Genomic DNA, 18,989 nt, shown 5'->3' with positions numbered 1-18,989 from the left:
TCAGTAAAGCCGTTCGTGTCGTGACCGGTGAGAGAACCCCGCGCGGAGGTGTCAAGGAAGTAGCCGTCCAACCGTCCCCGCCCGCCAAACCCCCACTCCGTCCCGCGCAGCCGGCACCGGATCCGAGTGACGTCCCCGGAGCCCGTGGTGCCGGCCTGGGCCCCCATCTGCGGTCCGCCGGGCGGGCCTTGGGCGTCAAGGCGGTGAGTCTTCCCGTCACGGCCATGACGACGCTGGTCGGGACACGGGCCGTGGTGGACACGGTGAGCCCGTCCGGTTTCGCTTTCGTCGCGCTCGTCACCACCCTTCCCATGCTGCTGCCCCTCAATGACCTCGGTACCGGCGCGGCCATCGTGGACGCGATGGGGAAAAGGCGCGGCGCCGATGACGCCGCGTTGCGCAGCACCATCATCACCAGCGCGCGGGTACTGACCTGCATGGGAATTGTGAGTTCTCTCGTGGGTGTCGTTCCGGCCTGTATGGGCGCCTGGGGAACCCTGCTCAATTCCGCGGCGCAGCAATCGGTCGAGTTCGCCGTCGCCGTCGCCTTCATCCTGTTCGGATGCAGCCTTCCGCTGAATCTGGGGAACTCGCTTCTCATCGCATTGAATCGGTCCCATACCTCTCTGTTTCTTCAAATGCTGGGCAGTCTGCTCACGTTGGGGTTCATCCTGCTGGCGCAAGCGGTCCACGCACCGCCTGCTGCGTTCATCGCGGCGACTCTCGCCACGCAGTGCCTCATCGGCGTCGTCTCTTTGCTGTGGGCGGGACGGATCCTCGCGCTGCCGTTGCTGGGCTGGATCCTGGGCAGTCTCGACCCGCGGCATGCCGCCAGGCGTATCTGGCACCTCGCCGGCCCCATGGCCGTCGTCAACGTCGCTCTGGCGGTGGCCTTCGCCACCGACCGGGTGGTCCTCGTCCATGTCGCCGATCCGTCGGCGGTCGCCGCGTACTCGGCCGGCGCGCGGCTGTTCGCTCCGGCACTCGCCCTGGCCAGCGCGACCGGCCTGCCCCTGTGGACGGTCTTCGCCCGGCAACGTGGTAGGTGCGGTGGACCCGCCGCCCGGGACATCGCCCGGCTGACGGCGTACTTCGCCATGGGGGGTGCGCTGCTGGGCACCGGCCTGATCCTTTTCGGCCCCGCGTTCGCCTCATGGATGCTGCACGGTCAGGTCGAGGTCGAGACCGGTCTGATGGCCGCGTTCGCGCTCCTGCTGCTGGTCCAGTCCGCGGCGTACCCGACCAGCATGTGGCTGACCGATGCCCAAGGGCTGAAGTTCCAGGCCAAGACATCCGTCGTCATGGCCGCGGTGAACCTTGCCCTGTCGATTCTCCTGGCGCGGCACCTCGGCGCCGGCGGGCCGGTCATCGCATCGGCCATCGCGGTTCTGACGTGCCTCTTCCTCCCCAACTTCAGGCGGTCCATGTCCCATGGCTGACACTCAGACGGCACCGGCGGCACCGGCAAAGGCTGTGGCACCGGTCAAGTCCACGGTGCTCACCCCACGTTCACCACGTCCCACCGCACCCGCGGCTGACCGGCCGTGTGCCGCGGGTGGCGCCCTGCCGGCGGCGGCACTGGGTCTGGGGGGCGCCTGGAGCCCGTTCTCGCAGACCGGCCTGACGCTCGGCCATGCGCTCACCCTGCTGATCGCGCCCGTGTGCCTCGCCGCCGTATGGCGTGTGAGAGCGGCGCGGTGGTACATCGGCCTGCTGTGCCTGTGGCTGCTGGCCGCCGCCGTAGCCGAATACGCTGCCGGCGACTCGCTTCACCATGTGCTGCTGGCCCTGTCCCGTCCCGTCGCCGTGTTGTTGAGCTTCTGCGGTGCGATGTGGGTGCTGCAGCACAAACCCGCCGTCGTCCGCGTCTATGTGGTGACGTTCACCATCGGGCTCCTGGCGAACATCGCCCTCTTCCTCCACCGCCATCCCAGCACGGACCCGTGGAAGTACGGCTACGGTCCCCTCGTCGGTCTGGCGGTCATCCTCATCTCTTTCCGCCTGGTCAGCCGGGAAAAGCACGCAACCGCCTGTGCCCTCATCCTCTCGCTGGCCCTGGTCAACATCCTCCAGGGATTTCGCTCGGAGTTCCTGGTCGTCAGCCTGGCGGGAGCGGTGGTAATGCTGGTCGGACGTCGTGTCCGCACGCCCGACAGGAAGCGGATCCTCCTGGTCGCGGCAGCCCTGCTGTGTCTCTTCACCGCAGTCGGGGCCGTCTACGGGCACCTCGCCTCCAGCGGGAGACTGGGGGTGGAGCAGCAGATGCGATGGGAGCGGCAGAGCGGTGGGGACGGCGGCGTTCTGGTGGGCGCGCGTCCGGAGATCGTAGCGTCCTACGTGATCGTGAAAGACTCACCGCTGATCGGCCAGGGCTTCAAGCCCGCCGTGGACTACCGCACCCGCAGCGCGTTCATGGAGAAGCTACGGGCCAAGGACGACTTCAACCAGCTGCGGGAGAACTTCTACTTCGGCAACGGCCTGTATCTGCACTCGGTCCTCTTCCAGCTCTGGGCGGAGACGGGCGCCGGAGTTCTCCCCGGGATCGTGTTCCCCCTGGCCGTGGTCTTCCTCGCGCTGAGCATCGCTGTCAAACGGGGCGCCAAACCGTACGCCCTGCTGTTCACGTTCCTGTGTGCGCAACTCGGCTGGGACATCCTGTTCTCGCCCTGGCCCAGGCTCGAAGGACTGTATCTCGGCACCGCCACGGCAGCCGCCGTGCTCTACCGCCATGCGTGGTCGCAGTCCGCTGCCGTGGTGTCCCCTCAACGTCGATGAACCAGAAAGGCTTTCCCATGCAGGTCGGCATCGTGGTGCCCACACTCGGTGATCGTCCCGGGCTCCTCACGGAATGTCTGCGGTCGCTGACGGCCCAGACCTGCTCCGCGGTGCGCCTCGTCGTGGTGACGACTCCCGCCGCGGCGGCAGAGGTGGCTCGATGCGTACCCGCGGACGTGCCCGTACTCGCACAGGACGGGTCCGGAATCGTCGATGCCGTGATGACCGGCTGGCGGCACTTCGGCGACAGCGTGGACGTACTGGGGTGGCTCGGCGACGACGACCGCCTGCCGTCCGGGTCGATCGCCGTGGCGCTGCGTACTCTCGAACGCCACCCCGAAGCAGCCATGGCCTACGGCCAGGTCCGCTACATCGACATCGACGGAAAGGCCATCAGGTGGGTACGGCCGGGACGAGTGGGCTCGTGGTGGTTGTATCTGGGACACAACATGGTGCTTCAGCCCGGCTGCCTGTACCGGCGCTCCGCCGTGGAGGCGATCGGCGGACTGGACCACAGCCTTTCGCTGGCGTTCGACGTCGATCTGCATCGCAGGCTGGCCCAGCAGGGATCACTGCAGTATGTCGCCACGGTCCTCGGTGAAGCCCGATCGCACCCGGGTTCACTGACGGTCCAAAGACGAGCGGAGTCCTGCCGGGAAATGGATCTCGCTCTCAGCCGTCAGATGCCGGCCTGGCTGCGCCGGTCGAGGGGGCTGTGGCGGCCGACGGCCGCCTTCTTGGTCCGCGTCACGGCCAAAGTCGTCAGCCAACCGCTCACCACGTCGTGACGGGCGATCCAAGCCGGCGTGGGCATCAGCAACGTCGAGCCCGAACTGCTCGAACTCCTCGCCATTGTCCTGGCTTTGGGCGACGAGGTGATATGGGGCATCGACTTGCCGACGGCGGGGCCGCACTGGTCATCATGATCCTCCTCAACCACGACCAGCTGTTGCACCACATCTCCGGCCGCTCCGTCCACCGCGCCTGCGAGAGCTACCGCGGCGAGGACAAAACCGATGCCAAGGACGCCGCTGTCATCGTCGACCAGGTCCGCCCGCCGCGACCTGCACCCCTTACGCGCCGGCGACGAAACCGTCATCGACCTCAAGTTCCTCACGAGTTGGCACGGGGACCCGGTCGCCGACTGCACCCGCACGGTCAGCGTCTCCGAGGCCGGCGCACCGGCATCTTTCCTGCCCTGGAAAGGACGTTGGATCTGACCAACATCGGCCCGCTCACCTTGCTGACCGGCTACCAGACCCCAGCGGCCATCCGTCGAATCGGCGCCAAGCGGGCTGCAAATCTGGCTGCGCAACCCTCATGTTGTCCGCTCCGACCGGCTCGCCGAGACCGCCGCCCACGCCGCCGAACGGCACCACACCAGTCCGCCCGGCGAGGAGCTGGCCGCGCAGCTGCTCCACACGCTGGCGAAGGAGGTGATGGGCCTCGACGCACCAGCATGCCCGGCCTGGGCGTCATCCTCGGCGCTGCGTTCCTGGCTGTCACCGGCGGCGACATGCCGGTCTTCGGCACCGCCGACCGGCCTCGCCGGCTTCGCCCCGGTGCCCGCGATTCCGGGAAGATCAGCGGCAACCTGCGCCGCGCGCGATCACGCGGAAGGAACAGGGGCGAACCGACGGCACGGTCGTGCGCTCAAGACCGCTGAAGAATCGAGAGCAATGCTGAAAGCTCGCTCAAGGCTGATCTGACCACGCTCACTTCCCAGCACGGACAGGAGTACTGCCGGGCACGAACCCGTAGCGGATCAGGTCTGCGCTGCGTCTGCTGAGAGCTGCCTTCGACTGGAGGAAGTCCACCAACCAGACCGGGAGCTCGCTGCCCACATCCATGGGCACCCCCCGGGTGAACGCCATGCTGCCGCTCCCTTCCTCTTTCCCGCCATTGGCGCTGGTCGGCCCCATCTGCCGCTCCGGCATTTGGGGCCGGAGGCTGAGAAGATCACCATATTCCAACATATATGGCCGATACCATAGATAGGGTGCGTCAGACAGAAAAGCTGACAGCATGGAGAACGTTGACACCGAGCAGACCAGCAGATCGGCGGACGTCATGATCGAGAGGTCCTCGAACATGCTCCGCGAACGGGCGGCGCAGAGGCTCCACTTCGGAAACGTACGGGCGGCCAGCTCGGGTTCATCGCTCACGATGTCGATGTGAAGCATGTCCCCGAAACGTCGCTGCAGAGTGTTGAGCACGTCTTGGTACCAGTGCCAGGGGATTCGACGGTTGCAGGCGCCGATCCGCGGTCCGACGGCATCGGGAGCGAAGTCACCCAGCCGGATGTGGACAGCGACGCGGAGTTGGCGGGCGCAGGCATCAGGACTCCAGGCACAGTCTTGTTCAGGAAGGTGCCCCAACAGTTCATTCCGAAGATAGTTGCGAGCCCGCTCGATGCCGAGATGACCTCCTGCCATTCCTTTGTGAAGCAGGATGAGCGAGCGCCGTTGAGACCATTTGTACTCACTGTCGAGCACACGCACTGCGGTTCCGTAATCGGTTTCCCCAGTGGATTGGATCATTTCGTCGGTGACCGTCATGACCGGCATGGTCGCCCGTAGGGCCATGTAGCCAACCCAGTCCAAGCGAGATGTGCCGAAGTCCCGCCAGTAGCCTCTGGAGTTGAGACCCCAAGCAGGTCGAAAGTGCCGGAAGCCCAGCTCACGACTTGCGAGATAGGCTTTCGCCCAAGGGAAGATCTCGTTCCCCAGACCCCCGCCTCTCCATCCCATGCGCTCCGGCATGCAAATTCGGAGTGATGGGGGAAGCAGATGCGTCATCGGCGCTCCTATCGGACGTGGGAACGGCTCACTCTAGCCCGCGACATGGTTCCTTCCGCTTGGCACCACACGTGTCTTGGTCCATTCGACTGACTCCCCTGAGAACACGCGGGAACGGCGGTACTGGACGCGGGAGGGGATTTCCTCCAGTGTCCTCAATGCCCCTGACGCGCATCAGAAGGGGCAGCCTTGCCTGTCGAGTCCATTCGCCAGCTCTACCAGCGAGGAGTGTTCGTGTCGGAGAAGACGGCGCTCATTACCGGTATCACAGGCCAGGACGGTTCCTATCTCGCGGAATTGCTCCTGGCCAAGGGCTACACAGTACATGGTATTGTCCGCCGGGCCTCGACGATCAACACCAGTCGAATCGACCACCTCTACCGCGATCTGCACGATCCGGCGATGCGGCTTTTCCTGCATTACGGAGACCTCACCGACGGCAGTAGGATCGCCAGTCTGCTGGAGCGCGTGCAGCCGGACGAGGTCTACAACCTGGCGGCCCAGTCCCACGTCAGGGTGTCGTTCGATATGCCCGAGTTCACCGGGGACACCACGGCGCTGGGCACCACACGATTGTTGGAGGCCATCAGGGCGGTCGACCTGCCCTGCCGCTACTACCAGGCGTCCAGCTCAGAGATGTTCGGCGCGACACCCCCGCCGCAGCACGAGGGGAGCCCGTTCCACCCGCGCTCGCCGTATGGAGTGGCCAAGGTCTACGCGTACTGGATCACGCGCAACTACCGTGAGGCGTACGGCTTGTACGCCGTCAACGGCATCCTCTTCAACCACGAGTCACCGCGTCGCGGACCGACGTTCGTCACCCGCAAGGTGGCCCTGGCGGCGGCCCGGATCAAGGCAGGCCTGCAGGACACCCTTTACCTCGGCAACCTCGAGGCACGCCGCGACTGGGGCTACGCCGCGGAGTATGTCGAGGCCATGTGGCTGATGCTGCAGCAGGAAGAGCCTGACGACTACGTGGTCGCCACGGGCACCAGTTACAGCGTGCGGGACTTTGTCCAGTACTCCTTCGCCCACGTGGGCCTCGACTGGCGCGACCACGTGCGCTTCGACGAGAGATATCTGCGTCCGTCCGAGGTGGACGACCTCGTGGGCGACGCGTCCAAGGCCGCCCGGATCCTGGGCTGGCAGCCGACCATGCGCACACCCGAGTTGGCCGGTCTCATGATCGATGCGGAGCTCGAGGCGCTCCTGGGGAAGGGCGGGCCCACGGGGCCCACCGTTCCCTCACCCGCCCACTCGCTCGTTCAGCGCTGACTTGCCGAAGCTCATCAAGTCCAGCTTCTACCGCAGGTTCGAGACGGCGGGCTGTCCCACAGAGAGGTGTGATGTGCATCAGCGGAGAATTACCATTGTGCAGCCGTATGTTGCACACTACCGAGTGCCGTTTTTCCGTCGCCTCGCAGCCGATCTCCACAGGCAACTGGGAGCGGAGCTGGTTGTCGCACACAGTGCACCACCTCCGGAGGCGGCTGAGGGCCGCGATCGGGGAAGCGCTGAGTTGGGATGCGCCGTTCGATTGGTCCAGCACTCCTGGCGGATCGGTGGGTTTCCGGTCCGTGTGAAACGGCTCGGAGATCTTCCCCGTCGGTCGGACGCGGTGATCGTGCCGCAGGATCTCCACAACCTGGAGACGTTCCCCTTGGTGGCCAGAGCGATGTGGCGGGAGGCACGGGGCAGATCTGGCCCTGCCCTGGGAATGTGGGGCCACGGCCGGACTTACGACAAGCATGTCGGCCCTCTGCTACAGGCAGTCAAGCGTACCCTGACCCGGCAGGCGAACTGGTTCTTCGCCTATACAGCGGGTGGCGCCGACCACGTGGCTGCACAGGGATTTCCGCGCGACCGCATCACCGTCGTACAGAATTCCACGGACACCACGGCCCTGGCAGAGGCCCGCAAGCAGGTCACGGATGAGCAGGTTGCCGAGTTCTCCTCCCGGCATGGGTTGGTACCCGGGCGTACCGGGCTCTACCTCGGGCGCCTTCATACCACCAAGCGGCTTCCATTTCTCTTGGAAGCGGTCACTCACATTGTTGAGCAGATGCCCGAGTTCAAGCTTCTCGTTGCGGGTGACGGAGCTTGCCGGTCATTGATCGAGGCCTCGGCCGAGCGCGGAGAGGGAGTGGTGTACGTGGGACCCGTCCACGACGAGCGGCGCGCACTGCTGGGGGCCGCATCACAGCTCATGCTCATGCCTGGACTGGTTGGACTCTGCGCGGTTGATTCGTTCGCACTGCGCACCCCTTTGGTGACGACCGCCTGGCCTTATCACAGCCCGGAATTCGAGTACTTGGAGCATGGTCGCAACTCCATGACGGTTGAGGGTGGTCCGGAGGAGTATGCGAAAGTGGTGGTCGACACCCTGTCCAGCCCCAGGCTGATGGCTCGCCTCAAGGATGCCTGCGCGTCGGATACCGACAGGTACACAGTGGAAGCAATGAGCGCCCGATTCACCGAAGGTGTGGCGGGGTTGTTGGAGACGCGCTCTGCCATCATTTCAGGCGGCTGACTGCGAGGCGCGGCAAATCGGTGATGAGAGCCGTGAGCCGACCGCATACGAACGCAGTATCCTGCATTCCATTCCTTGTCTCGCCGGCTGGTGGTCAGATCGTCAGTGACGGCTGGCAGGGCCGTCAGCCGCGCGGGTGGTGAACGCCTTCGCCCAGGGCCAGGTCCGCTCGGTCCGCAGCCAGCGGCGGCGGCGAGGTCGGCGAGTTGGGCGGGCAGGTGATAGAGGCGGAAACGCATGGTGTCCGGCACAGCCTCCGACAGGTGCGCCGCCCCCAGCACGATCGCGACCGCCAGGCGAACCAGCACTGCTGCACGGTCCCGCAGACCGGCCACCGAGGCAATCCGGCGGGACTTGTGGCGAGCCCGGTACTCGGTAACGGTCCCGCCGGGTTCGGGAGGTGGTGCGGGGAAACCCGCCAGCAGCAATGCCGGCAGTGCGCCCCGGGCCGACCTCACCGCGCCGAGGGCAACGCCATACCCAGGCCGCCCTCGCCCTCGCCTGCCGCCGCGTCAACGTCCTCTGGGCCCTCCCACGCGACGAACGGCGCTTCGAACTCGCACCACCGGCCGCTCTCGCCGCTTGACAGACGCATGCGGCCAGTGCTGGGAGGATCTGGAGGTCCTACACCGGCAAAGGGCGCGAGGTGTTCACCTGGGCCCCCTCAATGCGTCGCAGCTCAGGTAGTCCCTGCACCTCGGATACGACGCTTGGGGCCACTAGGATCACGCAGCCGCGTCGGGCACCACTTTCCTTGCCCGAAGGGCAGTTCGGCCAAAATGCCTCATAGCGTCCGATGGCCTTACTGCCCAGATAATCCATCGACAGCTCGTCATCGCCGTATGCGTCAAACCCGTAGCCGCTGTCGTCGGGAACCTTGAAGTCGTCGATGACAATGATCGAGTCCGCCCACCGGCTGGTGATCATATCGACCTCCTCCCGCAGAGGAAGATCCGCTTCCCAGTGAGCGTCGAGATAGAAGAGAGCACGCGAGGCAGGGAAATCGTTGGAATCTCTTAGCGATCTCAGCGCAGCTCGAGAATCACCCGACAGAACCCGAATCTCTGGAATGGTGCGGAATCGCCTCTTCGCGCAGTACGCCCAGCCGCGATTTTTCTCGACGGTCCAGATCGGGCGACCGGAAAGAGTCCAGAGAAAATGCGTTGAAGCTCCACCGTAGGTACCAGATTCGAAGATGACTTCAGGATCAAACGCGCGGATCAGGGAACGGAACAACCTTTGACGGAAGCGCTGCCCATTGAGGGCGGAGGGATACCGTCCATAAATCCAGGGCTTCGCTGTAACAATAAGCCCCTGTGCCGATCGCCGAAGTAGATTGGGCATACCTCGAGGGGGCCCGCTAATCGGGTCGCCACTCATGCTTGCCGGAGGCTGCAACATTTGGCTACTCCCATCGACGCGGCATTTACTTGAGGCTATTGCCTATCCACACCTGCCAAGTGCTGAATTCAGTGTGTCGACACGTTACTTCACCCATCTGACGCAACGTCAGCCTAGATTCTTCAGCGGTCGCGATTGCACGACCGTGCCATCGGTTCGCCCTGTGTCGCTGCGGCTCCCGGACGTCGCTGCCGGCCGTTGAAGGACTAGCCGAGCTCCTGCCCAACCTCGCCGAACAGACAGCCACCGCACAGGATCGCCGTCCCGGACCAACACACTGATCCTCGCCGTCTCCGCCTGGATCGACTCCGCCCCCGCGCATACGACCGGGACCCCGAAGCACGGCTGTGGGGCCGTATCGCCAAGGTCGGCGAAGAGGCCGGGGAGGTGAAGCCGCTCTCGTCGGCGCCCTGGCCACAATCCGCGCCTGTGCCAGTCGCACCCCTTTGCCGTGTCGAGCGGGAACTCCTCGACACGGCACAACCGCTCTCGCCGCCGTCCCTCACTTCCACGCGTACGACCTGAAACCGCGCGAGCTCCTCGCCCTGCTGGAACGGCGCGTGCCGACCGTGGCCCAACGCTCATGATTCGCCTGAACACGCCGCTGCCCCAGGCGGAACCATCCCGGTCAGGGGCAGCCTGCTGGTGTGCGGCGGCTACGTCCGTCCGACCGCCATGTAGGTGAAGCCGAGCTCGCTCATCCGGCTCGGGTCCAGCAGGTTGCGGCCGTCGAAGAGGGCCGGTTGCCGCATCCGCTCAACCGCCCGTGCCCAGTCCGCTTGCTTCAGCTCAGACCACTCCGTGACCACGACCGCCGCGTCCGCACCGTCCATCGTCTCGTCCGGACTCGCGCATCGGGTCGCCGCCGGCCGCCGGCCGCCGGGCGGGCCAGCGGGCGGGCCAGCGGGTCCCAGCACCGCACGCGCGCGCCCTCAGCCGGCAGTCGCGACGCGAGCACCGTGGACGGTGCCTCGCGCATGTCGTCCGTGTCCGGTGAACGCCATCCCCAGCCGGGCGATGTCCCGGCCGGTCGGCGTGCCAAGTGGGGCGGCGTACGCCGACGGAGTGTCGGTGTACGCCGCCCTCGGGGGACAGTCTGCGGGAGGTGGCCCGCGCTGTCATGACGGCTATTTCGGGTCGTCGTTGAACTTCGAGGTCGACCAGAAGTAGCCGAGCACCGCGAGGCCCAGGCACCAGGCGACCGCGAGCCATCCGTTGTTGCCGATCACGGTGCCTAGCAGCAGACCGCGCAGGGTCTCGATGGCGGGCGTGAACGGCTGGTACTCGGCGATCGGCTGGAACCAGCCCGGCATCGAGTGCAGGGGGACGAAAGCGCTGGACAGGAGCGGCAGCAGGATCAGGGGCATGGCGTTGTTGCTTGCGGCCTCGGCGTTCGGGCTGACCAGGCCCATGCCGACCGCGATCCAGGTGAGCGCCGTGGCGAACAGCACGAGCAGTCCGAACGCCGCGAGCCACTCCAGGACGGTGGCGTCGGTGGAGCGGAAGCCGATGGCCACGGCGACGGCGCCGACGAGGACCACGCTCATGACCGACTGCAGCACACTGCCGACGACGTGCCCGACGAGCACCGAAGGGCGATGGATCGCCATCGTACGGAAGCGGGCGATGATGCCCTCGCTCATGTCGTTGGAGACGGAGACCGCCGTCCCGATCGTGGTGCTGCCGATGGTCATCAGCAGCAGGCCCGGGACGATGTAGGCGATGTACTTGGCGCGGTCCGGACCGCCGCTGCCGATGCCCGCGCTCATCGTGTCGCCGAAGATGTAGACGAAGAGCAACAGCAGCATGATCGGGGTGAGCAGCAGGTTCAGCGTCAGGGACGGATAGCGCCGGGCGTGCAGGAGGTTGCGGCGCAGCATCGTGGAGGAGTCGCGTACGGCGAGGGAGATCCGGGCCGTGCGGGCGGGAGCCAGGGGGGAGCTCATCGGACAGCCTCCTTGAGCTGGTCGGGGACGTCGGCGCCGCCGCCGGTCAGGGCGAAGAACACGTCGTCGAGGTCGGGGGTGTGCACGGTCAGCTCGTCGGCCTCGACGCCGGCAGAGTCCAGCCGGTCGAGTACGGTGCGCAGCTCGCGCTGGCTGCCGTCGCTCGGGATCCGCAGCGTGAGGGACTCGTCGTCACGGGAGGCCGCGCGCAGTGCTCCGGCGGCGCTCTGGTAGGCGGCCGGGTCGGTGAAGCGGAGCCGGACGTGTCCGCCGGGGACGATCCGCTTCAGCTCCTCGGCGGTGCCCTCGGCGGCGATCCTTCCGTCGTCGAGCACGGCGATGCGGTCGGCGAGTTCGTCGGCCTCCTCCAGGTACTGGGTGGTCAGGAAGACGGTGACGCCGCCCGTGACGAGTTCGCGGATGATCTGCCACATGGTGTGCCGGGAACGCGGGTCGAGGCCGGTGGTCGGCTCGTCGAGGAAGATGATCCGCGGGGTGCCGACCAGGGTCATGGCGATGTCGAGACGGCGCTTCATGCCGCCGGAGTAGGCGGAGGCGGGCTTCTTCGCGGCCTCGGTGAGGTCGAAGCGCTCGAGCAACTCGGCGGTGACCCGCCGCCCCTCGCGCTTGGACAGATGGTGCAGGTCCGCCATGAGGAGCATGTTCTCCTCGCCGGTGATCAGCCCGTCGACGGCGGAGAACTGCCCGGTGACGCCGATCGCGGCGCGCACGGCCTGCGGGTCGGCGGCGAGGTCGTGGCCGCCGACCCGGATCTGCCCACTGGCGGGGTCGGGGGAGACGAGGGTGGAGAGGATCTTGACGGCGGTGGTCTTGCCGGCGCCGTTCGGGCCGAGCAGGGAAAAAATCGTTCCTTCCGGGACGGCCAGGTCGACGCCGTCGAGCACGACCTTGTCGCCGTAGGACTTGCGCAACCCGTTCGCCGCGATGGCCAGGTCGGTCATGAGTGGTGCCCCCTCTTACTGACTGCGGATTTACAGGCTGCGGGCGGTGATGTCGCCGTGGGAGGTGGTGGCGCGGATGTCGAGTCCGGCGGTGCCGTCGTTCTTGAGGGCGTTGCTGATGCGGCCGTGGCCGGTGCCGGCGTCCAGGGCGGCCGAGACGCCGGCGGCGGCGCCGACCGAGATGTCGCCGGACTGGGTGCGGAGCACGACCGTGCCGCACACGGCCTCGGCGATCCGGATGTCACCCCGTGCGGTGCTGATTTCCGCGGGACCGCCCAGCCGCCCGACCTCGACGTCACCGTCGACCGCGGTGAGCCGGACACTCGCGGCCTCGTCGATCTTGATCTGGCGGTACGCGCCGTCGAAGGCGACGTCGCCCAGGCGGCCGACGCCACGGAGTTCGGCGGCGTCGGTCCTGGCCTCGATGCGGGAGCCGGCGGGCAACTGGACGGTCACCTCGACGGATCCGGAGTTGCCGAGGCCCCGGTTCTTCGCGGCCGGGGCCTCGACCCGCAGGACACCGTCGCCGTAGGCGACCTCGATCTGCTCGGCCGCCTTCACGTCGCGGCTCCTTGAGGCGTCCGCGGGCAGGACCTCGACGGTGGTGTCGGCCCGGTCGGCGGCGATGAACCGGATGCGTCCCGCGGGGATGTCGAGGACGGCGGAGACCGGGGCGGGGGTGTCGTACTTCTGCATGGTGCGCTCCTTCGGCTCTTCGTTTCTGATGATGGAAACGCTACGTTGCATTCAAAGATCCGGCAACAGAGTCGTTGCGTATATCTGCAATCTATGCAGGTAGAGGCCGAGAAAGTGTTGCAATGGTTTTGAATCTAATGCAACAAGCCGCACCGCACTCGTTGCAATGAATGAGAAGTGAACGCTATAGTGGAGACCCCACGGACGACCGAAGGAGGCCGCGATGCCGGGAGGCAGACTCACCCAGCAGGAACGCCAGCAGATCGCGCTGGGACTGGCCGACGGCCTCGCCTACGCGGAGATCGCCAGACGCCTCGACCGCCCGACCTCGACCGTCACACGCGAGGTCATGCGCAACGGCGGCCCCACCGCCTACCGCGCCGACCTCGCCCACCGCGCCACCGAACGCCGCGCCCACCGCCGCAGGCAGACCACGCCCCGGGACCCGAACACCCCCGCGCAGGCCCATGGACGCGACGCCGACGCCGTGCGCGAGTACGAGGAGGCGTTCACCACCCTCCTCATGCAACAGGGCCTGCCCAAAATGATGTCCCGGGTGCTGACCTGCCTCTACACCACCGACACCGGCAGCCTCACCGCGTCCGAACTCGTCCAGCGCCTCCAGGTCAGCCCGGCGTCCATCTCCAAAGCGATCGCGTTCCTCGAAAGCCAGGGCCTCATCCGCCGGGAACGCGACGAACGCCGTCGCGAGCGCTACCTCGTCGACAGCGACGTCTTCTACCAGTCGATGATCGCCGCCGCCCGCTCCAACGCCCAACTCGCCGAGACCGCACGGCAGGGCGTCGGCGTCCTCGGCCCCGGCACCCCGGCAGCCGTCCGCCTCGAGAACATCGCCCGTTTCGTCGACTTCGTCTCCGAGAGCCTCGCCCGCGCCGCGGAGCAGGCCCGCGACGTCCTCTACACGAAACCGGAAACGACCTCGGACAGCACTGCCTGAGCCGGCCAGGGCTGGGAAACTGGACTCACACCCGGGGGACCTAGGCGACACGACGGGTTACACCCGAGTCATGGACCAGGAACTGGCGGACATCGAATACGGGGGCGACTGGTGCAACCTGACGGCCAGGAGCGTTCGGTGGTCGTGGAGCGGGTCGATCGCGTCATGACCACCGGCTGCCTGACCATGTAGGTCCTGCTGGTCGTCGTCCTCGCAACTGGTCTTTCCTGGCTGTGGTGCTTCGAGTGGCACACCGGGAAGGTCGACAGCGAACGCAGGAACAGAGCTGTGTCATCGATTCTGCGGCAAGCACGCAACGCGGCGGACGACACGGCCCGCTCACTCGACGCGAGCCGCAGCGGCGACCTCGACGAGCTGACCGGTGTGATCTGGAAGCACACCGGATCCCCGCTGATCACCTACGACGCATCCCGCCGTGCGTTCACGGCCCGGCTGTCCAAGCAAGTCATGTACGAGACGTCGGGATCCCTTCTGGGCGGAGGGAGTGACGCCGTGAGCCGGTGCCTCGACTTCACCTACAGCCACCCGCACGGCCACGCATGGACGTCGAAGGTGACCGTGCGGAAGGACGACGTGTGCAGAGCCGCCACGGACATCGGTTTTCTGTCGCGGCTGGCAGGGACGCGGATCGAGGGGATGGACCCGAAAGACCTCACCCGCACCGGAGTACAGAAGGCCCTCGACCCCACCGGAACGCTCCGTAGCTTCACCGTCAAGGGCGTGACGCGAGGAGACGGCAGGGTGACGGTCGCCGTCCTGCTCTCCAGCAACGACGGAACGGTCGGCCAGTGCTACCGCATCACCCGGCCCGCCACCGTCTTCGGCACAGGCCAGCCGCCTGTCACCTCGGCTCCCGCACCCTCCTGCTGAGTCTCCGACGGTACGTCAGTGATCGTGCGGCTCCTCGAAGCCCTGGAAGTCCGCACGCCTGAAGTGGCCGGTGCCCGGCCCGGATCCCTAGCGTGACGCAGAGCGCCATACACGTCGCTGCCCGGAGTCGGAGCCAGAGGAGTATCCCCATGGACCACGCGCACGGAGGCCCCAGCATGGGAGGGATGGGAGGCATGGGAAGCACCGTTTCCTCCCTGGACACCTTGGGCGCTGTCCTCTTCATCGGATGGGCCGTCGCGATGTGGGCGGCCGTCGTCGTGCTCGCCCTCGGCAACCGGGGGCAGGTCCGGCCGTGGCTGTACAAGACCGCGGTCGCCCTCATCGGGCTCGGCGTGATCGGGCAGATCGGTCACTTCCAGGAGCACGTGGCCCAGGTCGGCTACTGGGTGGCGCACCCGTACTCGCCGGCCTGGATGACTCCCTGGGCGAACGGCCTGTCACGTGGCATGGGGCAGGTCGACGCGAGCAAGCCCATGCTCGGTATGGAGATCCTCCATCTCACGGGCAACTTCATCTTCCTGGCGGGACTCGTCGGCATCGCACAGATCACCCGCCGGGCCGCCGGAGAGCTCAAGTCCCGCAAGTGGGCCAAGATGGGCGTGTGGATGCAGACCATCCACGGCCTGGAGCACGTGGTGCTGACGCTGTCCGTCGCGCTTGGCGCCAGCCGTGCCATCGGGCTGTCCACCTGGTTCGGACTGATCGAACCGGGCCCTGCGCTCGTGACGTACCGGGTGTGGTGGCACTTCGTCGCCAATCTCATCGGCACGGCCATCCTCGCCGTCGCGGTCTACCACCTGTGGAAGGAACGGCGCGCGGTCAAGGCCGGGTACGAGGCTCCCCTGGCCGAGGTGACCGAGGTGACCGAGGTGGTCGGGGTGGGTGACGTGACTGTGGTGGCCGCAGTGGCCGATGCGGGCAAGCCCGCGGCCGCTGTCGGGTCACGTCCCCTGTGGTGGTGCATCTGATCGTTCGCCGGTGCTGGGGGTGTTCGTCGCGGCAGGCGGTGCGGGTGTCGGTGCGCCACCGGGGCTCGCATCCGACGCGACGCGGCACCGCCAGCACAGACCGTGCGGGGAGGGATGGCCGCAGGTGCCGTTGCTCTCCGAGCAGGGGCCGTCGCCGACTCGGAGGGCGGGATCGGGGCCGGGGTCGGGGCCGGGGCGGCAGTCACGGCAGAGACCGGAGTGCCCCGGGCGGTGAGGGCGCTCACAGCTCGGGCAGCAGGTGACGGTGCGGGGCGCGGGGGGCGAGGCAGGGGCCACGGCGCGAGGGACGCTCGGTCTGTCGGTCCCCTCGGCCGCTTCCCCGTCGGGCAGCGGTGCACCACCGCGGCGGGCCGCCGCACGCTGCGCGACCACCTCCTGGCAGACGGGACAGCGTGCGCCGGTGGAGCAGAGCACGCCCGTTTCGCAGTCCGGATTCGCACAGCCCCAACGGGGCAGTGCCACGCCCAGCAGCCAACGGCCCACGTCCCGGATGTCGGCGAGGACGGTTTGCGCGAGGCGTTGTCTGAGCCTGTCCCGCAGACGCGCGACGGTCATGCCGTCGGTGAGCTGACGGGCGATCTCCTGGCCGATTCTGCGCTGCACGTAGGTGTTCACGTCTCTGAGCAGGAAGCGGACCGGCTCCAGCACGGCATGGAGCCTGCCGCTGAACGTCAGTTGGGGTCCGCGGTAGGGCTCCTTGCGGACGGGGGAGGGGGCGGGTCTCTTCTCATCCGCGCGCAGCGCGAGCACACCCGGTGTCCGGGCCGGGCCCGGCTTTTCGAGCCGGGCTCCAACACGCTTGTCCACCGGTTCCTCGCCTACGGCGGATGAGACAGGCGCAGCGGCGATCTCGGGTCGGTCAATCCTCAGGTCTTCCTTATACGCGAGCGAACGCGCATCAACGTCGTGACCCGATGGGTCATCAAGTACGGGAGTCGCACAGGTCGGTTGGTCGTTGACGACGAACTCGTGGCGGCCCTGGAAACCGGCTCGCCGCAGCACGCCGATCCAGCCCGAGGCGACCAGTTCATCGACGATGCGGCTTGCCGCCTCGGTGCTGATCGCCTCACCGGCCCGGGGGCCGGAATGATGACGCAGGAAGTCGGCGAGGTCGCGCTCGGTCAAGGGAATCTTCTGCACGACGGCGTAGGCGATGACCGCGTAGGCGCGCAGCAGACGGGGCCGCAGATGTTCACTCGCGGCGACGGGCAGCCAGATGAACGGCTCGGTGCGCTGCATCGGGCGGACCCGGCGGCATGCGGTGGTTCCCCGGCCGCCCGGCAAGGACCTGCGCGTGCTGAGGGGGAGTTCGACGACACCGTCGGGGGCCGGAGCACGGAGCTGCGCCAGGCCCCGTTGAACGGTCGATGCCGAGAAGCCGAGGTATCGGGCGAGAGTTGCGACGCCGGCGGTGCAGCCCTCCTGCCGCTGGGCGAGAGCCTTCACCTTCATGTAGACGCTGAGCGCCGCATCCGAATAGTGGGGCGACTCGACGAGTCGCATCGGCACCTTCACCTGTCCACGCGGCATACGAACGGCGCTGCGGCACGCGGTTTCAGCCGAAGATTGGCTGGATCTCGAAGGTGAGGAGTGGGTACTTAAGTGGCTTCCCGCCACATAAATCTGGTGGGGGGGCTGGAGAATCGCGGAGCTCTGGTTCATTATGGAGACGTCTCTATGTTGGAAGCCGTCATTCGGCTGGTGCACGGTCTGGCAGGACCGTGCAATGCACGTTTCTTGGGTTGGCACCCGGGAACGGGCGCGTGCCCGTCGAGTTGCTACCTCGGCGGGCCGTATGAGAAGACCGTGAACCCCAGTGCTGGCGCACTGGGGGCCGGTCGGCGACTGACCCGTGGCAGGGCACGAGTCGCTCACGCAGGTTCTACATTTTCCTCCCCCCGTATGTGGTCACCGTATCCCGCGGGGGAGTGATGCCCCTCTGTAGCGAAGAACGTCATTCCTCAGAGTGAAGCGGCGTCAGCCAGCTCCGCAGTCGCGTTGAAGGCGAAGGAACCTTTCTGTCTGGCGTTGACCCGAATTGTGCGCCGTGTACCGGGCGTTGGGGACATCGCGGGTATGGGCTCCGCCTCGATCCAGCACGGTTCGTCGAACTCGACGTAGCGGTTGAACGAGACGTCCAGCGACACGGGCAGTGCCGCCCCGGCCTGCGCGGGATCCATGGCGTGGCCCGCCTGCCGGACGGCTTCCAGCAGGAGCATGCCCGGCACATGGTCGACGGGGTGGTCGAACAGCACGGGATGGCTTGTGTCGACGCGCAGTTGCCAGCGTCCGCTCTCCTCGGTCGGGGACAGGACGATGTCCTGCCGGCGCAGGCGGCCGACGGCGGCCCGCGACACCGGCTCGATCGGCTCCGGAACGGCCGCGAAGATCTCCTCGACGTTGCGGCCCATCCGCAGGCGCCGGTAGACCGCGGGGGAGTGGTTGCTGAACCGGATGCTGGCCATGGCCAGCAGGGAGCCGGCGCGAATGGCCTCCAGGTGCATGACCATGGTGCGCGGTACGGTGCCGTGGTACTTGATGTCCGAGCAGGTCACGTGGAGTTCGATCTCGGCGGGCCTGGGTTCGATGCGCAACGCCTGCGGGTTGATCGCGTACTGAAGCCGCGACCAGCTGATCTGGTGCCCGAACGGCATGTCGTAGCCGACATGGGTGAGCAGCAGACCGCACTGCCGGACCGTCTCGCTCAGCAGGAGCGGGTCGTACAGGCCGTGCTCGGAGGTGTAGAAGCTGTGGCTGCGCGGCCACTGGGCGGTGACGGTGAACCTGTCGGCCCTCTCCTTGCGCCAGCCGGTCAGGAACACCTCCGACAGAGCCGCACGATGCACGTACTCCCTCGCAACGGTCGTGGTCAGAGCAGGCTGGCTTGCCGCATTGGGCCGTTCCGTGGTTGTGAGCATGCCTATCCCCCTGGCGTGCGTATGTGGAGGCCCCTTGTCTATCGGTCGAAGGGGCCGACCTGTAAAATAAGGGTGTTCGTTTTTTTTGTCGAGGGAGTCGCGAG

At 67.0% G+C, this 18,989-nt stretch carries 16 protein-coding genes and 1 pseudogene; 9 read left to right on the top strand and 8 right to left on the bottom strand.

Annotated features, from left to right (window positions below; translation table 11 throughout):
* Positions 1–224 precede the first annotated feature (224 nt).
* The 4 genes and pseudogenes from ACZ4EG_RS38655 to ACZ4EG_RS38640 all read left to right on the top strand — a co-directional run.
* Entirely contained in the window at positions 225–1,439 is a 1,215-nt protein-coding gene (locus ACZ4EG_RS38655) for a lipopolysaccharide biosynthesis protein (protein ID WP_467793948.1), read from the top strand.
* Entirely contained in the window at positions 1,432–2,775 is a 1,344-nt protein-coding gene (locus tag ACZ4EG_RS38650) for a hypothetical protein (RefSeq protein WP_467793947.1), read from the top strand. Before ACZ4EG_RS38655 ends, ACZ4EG_RS38650 begins: the two co-directional genes overlap by 8 nt.
* On the top strand, positions 2,772–3,563 hold the full coding sequence (locus ACZ4EG_RS38645) for a glycosyltransferase (RefSeq protein ID WP_467793946.1): 792 nt from the start codon (positions 2,772–2,774) through the stop codon (positions 3,561–3,563). The genes ACZ4EG_RS38650 and ACZ4EG_RS38645 overlap by 4 nt, the downstream gene beginning before the upstream one ends.
* 24 nt (positions 3,564–3,587) lie before the next feature.
* Positions 3,588–4,396, top strand: a pseudogene (locus ACZ4EG_RS38640) (IS110 family transposase); the annotation flags it as partial.
* Positions 4,397–4,490: 94 nt separating this feature from the next.
* Here the strand turns inward: ACZ4EG_RS38640 and ACZ4EG_RS38635 are convergent.
* Positions 4,491–5,333 (bottom strand): O-fucosyltransferase family protein, encoded by an 843-nt coding sequence (locus ACZ4EG_RS38635; RefSeq protein WP_467793945.1) that lies wholly within the window; start codon positions 5,331–5,333, stop codon positions 4,491–4,493.
* A 474-nt stretch (positions 5,334–5,807) separates the two neighbouring features.
* On the opposite strand from ACZ4EG_RS38635, the gene gmd reads away from it, so the two are divergent.
* Together gmd and ACZ4EG_RS38625 are read left to right on the top strand one after the other, a co-directional pair.
* Positions 5,808–6,848, top strand: coding sequence for a GDP-mannose 4,6-dehydratase (gmd, locus tag ACZ4EG_RS38630; RefSeq protein ID WP_467793944.1), 1,041 nt, complete (start codon positions 5,808–5,810; stop codon positions 6,846–6,848).
* A 343-nt stretch (positions 6,849–7,191) separates the two neighbouring features.
* On the top strand, positions 7,192–8,103 hold the full coding sequence (locus ACZ4EG_RS38625; RefSeq protein WP_467793943.1) for a glycosyltransferase family 4 protein: 912 nt from the start codon (positions 7,192–7,194) through the stop codon (positions 8,101–8,103).
* A gap of 624 nt (positions 8,104–8,727) precedes the next feature.
* Here ACZ4EG_RS38625 and ACZ4EG_RS38620 read toward each other — a convergent pair.
* The 5 genes from ACZ4EG_RS38620 to ACZ4EG_RS38600 form a co-directional block, all read right to left on the bottom strand.
* Entirely contained in the window at positions 8,728–9,339 is a 612-nt protein-coding gene (locus tag ACZ4EG_RS38620; RefSeq protein WP_467793942.1) for an O-methyltransferase, read from the bottom strand.
* Positions 9,340–10,160: 821 nt separating this feature from the next.
* Positions 10,161–10,421, bottom strand: coding sequence for a UDP binding domain-containing protein (locus ACZ4EG_RS38615; protein WP_467793941.1), 261 nt, complete (start codon positions 10,419–10,421; stop codon positions 10,161–10,163).
* 210 nt (positions 10,422–10,631) lie between these two features.
* Positions 10,632–11,450 carry an ABC transporter permease gene (locus tag ACZ4EG_RS38610; RefSeq protein WP_467793940.1) on the bottom strand — a complete coding sequence of 273 codons (819 nt, stop codon included), beginning with the start codon at positions 11,448–11,450 and terminating at the stop codon, positions 10,632–10,634.
* The gene (locus ACZ4EG_RS38605) at positions 11,447–12,412 is read right to left on the bottom strand and encodes an ATP-binding cassette domain-containing protein (protein WP_467793939.1); all 966 of its coding nucleotides are present in this window, start codon (positions 12,410–12,412) and stop codon (positions 11,447–11,449) included. Before ACZ4EG_RS38605 ends, ACZ4EG_RS38610 begins: the two co-directional genes overlap by 4 nt.
* Before the next feature lie 30 nt (positions 12,413–12,442).
* The gene (locus ACZ4EG_RS38600; protein ID WP_467793938.1) at positions 12,443–13,108 is read right to left on the bottom strand and encodes a DUF4097 family beta strand repeat-containing protein; all 666 of its coding nucleotides are present in this window, start codon (positions 13,106–13,108) and stop codon (positions 12,443–12,445) included.
* A gap of 223 nt (positions 13,109–13,331) precedes the next feature.
* Between ACZ4EG_RS38600 and ACZ4EG_RS38595 the strand changes: the two genes are divergently transcribed.
* The 3 genes from ACZ4EG_RS38595 to ACZ4EG_RS38585 all read left to right on the top strand — a co-directional run bounded on the left by ACZ4EG_RS38595 (position 13,332) and on the right by ACZ4EG_RS38585 (position 15,946).
* Complete coding sequence (locus tag ACZ4EG_RS38595) at positions 13,332–14,066, top strand: helix-turn-helix domain-containing protein (RefSeq protein ID WP_467793937.1); 735 nt, start codon at positions 13,332–13,334, stop codon at positions 14,064–14,066.
* A gap of 288 nt (positions 14,067–14,354) precedes the next feature.
* Entirely contained in the window at positions 14,355–14,957 is a 603-nt protein-coding gene (locus ACZ4EG_RS38590; protein ID WP_467793936.1) for a hypothetical protein, read from the top strand.
* A 185-nt stretch (positions 14,958–15,142) separates the two neighbouring features.
* Positions 15,143–15,946 carry a DUF6008 family protein gene (locus ACZ4EG_RS38585; protein ID WP_467793935.1) on the top strand — a complete coding sequence of 268 codons (804 nt, stop codon included), beginning with the start codon at positions 15,143–15,145 and terminating at the stop codon, positions 15,944–15,946.
* On the opposite strand, the gene ACZ4EG_RS38580 is transcribed toward ACZ4EG_RS38585, so the two are convergent.
* Positions 15,920–17,629 (bottom strand): hypothetical protein, encoded by a 1,710-nt coding sequence (locus ACZ4EG_RS38580; RefSeq protein WP_467793934.1) that lies wholly within the window; start codon positions 17,627–17,629, stop codon positions 15,920–15,922. The genes ACZ4EG_RS38585 and ACZ4EG_RS38580 overlap by 27 nt on opposite strands.
* Positions 17,630–17,928: 299 nt before the next feature.
* Positions 17,929–18,885, bottom strand: a complete 957-nt coding sequence (locus ACZ4EG_RS38575) for a ScbA/BarX family gamma-butyrolactone biosynthesis protein (RefSeq protein ID WP_467793933.1) — start codon at positions 18,883–18,885, stop codon at positions 17,929–17,931.
* Positions 18,886–18,989: the final 104 nt, after the last annotated feature.

This window comes from Streptomyces sp. NPDC025638, from assembly GCF_055558775.1.
This window is presented reverse-complemented; position numbering and strand designations above follow the sequence as displayed.